Annotated in this window: 3 protein-coding genes; all 3 read right to left on the reverse strand. The window is 45.9% G+C overall.

Annotated features, from left to right (window positions below; translation table 11 throughout):
- Positions 1-70: 70 nt before the first annotated feature.
- Complete coding sequence (gene ftsX, locus AB4238_RS21795; protein WP_372035655.1) at positions 71-1,036, reverse strand: permease-like cell division protein FtsX; 966 nt, start codon at positions 1,034-1,036, stop codon at positions 71-73.
- An 8-nt stretch (positions 1,037-1,044) separates the two neighbouring features.
- Positions 1,045-1,737, reverse strand: coding sequence for a cell division ATP-binding protein FtsE (gene ftsE / locus AB4238_RS21800; protein WP_372035651.1), 693 nt, complete (start codon positions 1,735-1,737; stop codon positions 1,045-1,047).
- 43 nt (positions 1,738-1,780) lie between these two features.
- Positions 1,781-2,899, reverse strand: a 1,119-nt coding sequence (ftsY, locus tag AB4238_RS21805) for a signal recognition particle-docking protein FtsY (protein WP_372035653.1), incomplete at its 5' end; no start/stop codon positions are given.

Genomic DNA, 2,899 nt, shown 5'->3' on the forward strand with positions numbered 1-2,899 from the left:
AATGCGCCTAGAATTGAACTGGCACAATGCCTCTGAAACGAGCATCTTCAAGTAGAACGGGTATATACCGCTAAGAAGGCTCTATCGCTCGCAGATGCTGCCTTACAGAAAGGTAAGAACCCAGCCATCCTAGAAAGGATGCCAATAGCACTAACTGGCCTAACTCGGTTAGCGTCAATGATTCCATATGTAACTGGCTGCCGTATAGACCTAATAACTCGGCCAAGGCGGAGTCGAGATACCACACTAATAAATTAATGATCACCCAAGCTAATACTCCACCAATAATACCGAACCAAATCCCGGTATAGAGGAATGGACGTTGAATAAAGGCTTCTGTCGCCCCAACCAGCTTCATCACCTCAATTTCGGTGCGGCGATTCATAATCGCCAGACGAATGGTATTACCAATCACCAATACCACGGCTAATACAAGCAGCGCGGCAATAGCCAATACAGTGCGTTCAAGCAAACGAACCACAGCTTGCAATCGTTCAAGCCATTCAATGTCTAAACGGCCAAAGCTAACTTCAGCTTCCTGCTCTAACTTGCTCAGTAATTCCCTTGCCCCTTCAGGGCTAGAATACTTAAGGCTAGGTGTCACCATCACCACTGCGGGGAGTGGGTTGGCGTCTAAATAGGATAATGCTTCACCAAAGCCCGAAAGTCGTTGAAACTCTTCTAAGGCTTGATCGCGATTAATATAATTTACCTCAGCCACTTCAGGGTAAACTTTTAAGCGAGTGATTAAGCTTTGAATACTTTTCTCGCTGCGGCCTTCATCAACAAATAGCGAAATCTCTGCTGCGCTATTCCATGACTGGGTAATGGTTTCAGCATTTTTAACTAGCACCTGCAGCGCTGCAGGCAAACTAAGGCTAACGCCAAGTACCGCCATGGTCATGACTGATGAGATAGGGTTGCGCCATAACTCGCCAAGACTTGCCATAGCATGCTGAATGTGACGAATAAAGAACATCACTATTTGACCAGAGATGGGAAGTTTGCTGCGGGTTAACTGAGGTTGCTTAGTCATCATAGTCCTCAGTAAGTACTGAAAGTGTCGGTTTGGTCTAGCTCTTGCGCACCAAGCACTCGACCCTGCTTAAGCGTTAAAGTCCGATATTTCATTCGAGCAATAAGTCCTAAATCATGAGTCGCAATTAATACCGTAGTGCCGGAGTCGTTAAAGGTTTCGAATAAACGTAAGATATCCATCGACAACTTAGGATCTAAGTTACCTGTCGGCTCATCGGCTAACAATAGCGGCGGCTTATTCACAATCGCACGGGCAATACCTACGCGTTGCTGCTCACCACCAGATAGCATAATGGGTTTATGGCGCTCTTTACCAAAAAGACCTACCATATCAAGAGCCCCAGCAACTCGCTTACGGATTTCACCATGAGAAAACCCTTCAATAATTAATGGCAAGGCCACATTATCAAAGACTGTCTTTTCCATTAGCAGGTGATGGTTCTGAAAAATCATGCCGATATCGCGGCGAAGATAGGGAACTTGAGCACGACGGATCTTGGCAATGTCGTGACCATTAATAGCCACTTTACCGCCATTAGCGCGCTCTATCACAGTGATCAATTTGAGCAAGGTACTCTTGCCGGCACCTGAGTGACCAGTAAGAAATGCCATTTCACCACGTTTTAAATGAAAGCTTACATCCGAAAGGGCTTTTTGCCCTCCAGGATATACTTTGCTGACTTGCTCAAATCGAATCATTAGTTATGTTTCTTAGTCGTCGATATCACTCTATAAGTTAACGTTATTTTGTGTCGCTGTCGTCTTTTGATTGACTAAAGAGTGCTTCTATAAAGTCTTTAGCGTCAAATGTGCGAAGATCATCAATCTGTTCTCCCACACCAATATGACGAATTGGGATACCGAACTTGTCTGCAATAGCAAAGATAACGCCGCCTTTGGCTGTACCGTCTAACTTGCTAATGGTAATGCCAGTTACACCTACGGCTTCTTGGAAAAGCTGCGCTTGGCTAATAGCATTCTGACCAGTACTCGCATCTAAGGTCAGCATCACTTCGTGAGGGGCTGATTCATCTTGCTTTTTCATCACTCGAACGACTTTCTTTAGCTCGTCCATCAAATGTGCTTTATTTTGTAGGCGTCCGGCGGTATCAGCAATCAGTACATCGGCTTTACGTGCTCTTGCGGCTTGCAATGCATCAAACAACACTGAAGCACTATCGGCGCCAGTATGCTGGGCAATCACAGGGATATCGTTACGCTGTCCCCATACTTGCAACTGTTCAACCGCTGCAGCTCGGAAAGTATCACCGGCGGCGAGCATCACTGATTTACCCTGCGCTTGATACTGCTTGGCAAGCTTACCAATGGTGGTTGTTTTACCTACACCGTTAACGCCTACCATCAAAATAACAAATGGGCCGTCTGCATTTTCTGGGATAAGTGGCACAGAGACAGGATCAAGTGTCTTTTGCATCTCATCGCGCATCAAATCATATAACGCTTCGCCATCTTTAAGTTGTTTACGGCTTGCTTGCTCAGTTAAGTTTTTAATTAAGCGAGTGGTGGTTTCAACACCAACGTCAGCAATCAACAGCTGCTCTTCTAACTCTTCAAAAAGATCATCATCGATCTTCTTGCCACTGAATATTCCAGCAAAGCCACTACCTATGCTTTCACTGGTGCGCTTTAAGCCACGTTTCAGTCGAGCGAATAAGCCCTCTTTAACAGGTTTTGCTTGTGGCTCTGGTTGCTGCTCTTCCGCTTCAACCTGCTCACTCGCCACTCTTTCTGCTTCTAGTTGTTCGGCTGCAACACGTTCAGCCTCTGCTTGCGCAGCCTGTTCAGCGGCAATTCTAGCAGCTTCAGCTTGCTCAGCTGCAACACGTTCAGTTTCTGCTTG

The organism is Shewanella sp. 10N.286.45.A1 (assembly GCF_041470405.1).
Taxonomy (GTDB): Bacteria; Pseudomonadota; Gammaproteobacteria; order Enterobacterales; family Shewanellaceae; genus Shewanella.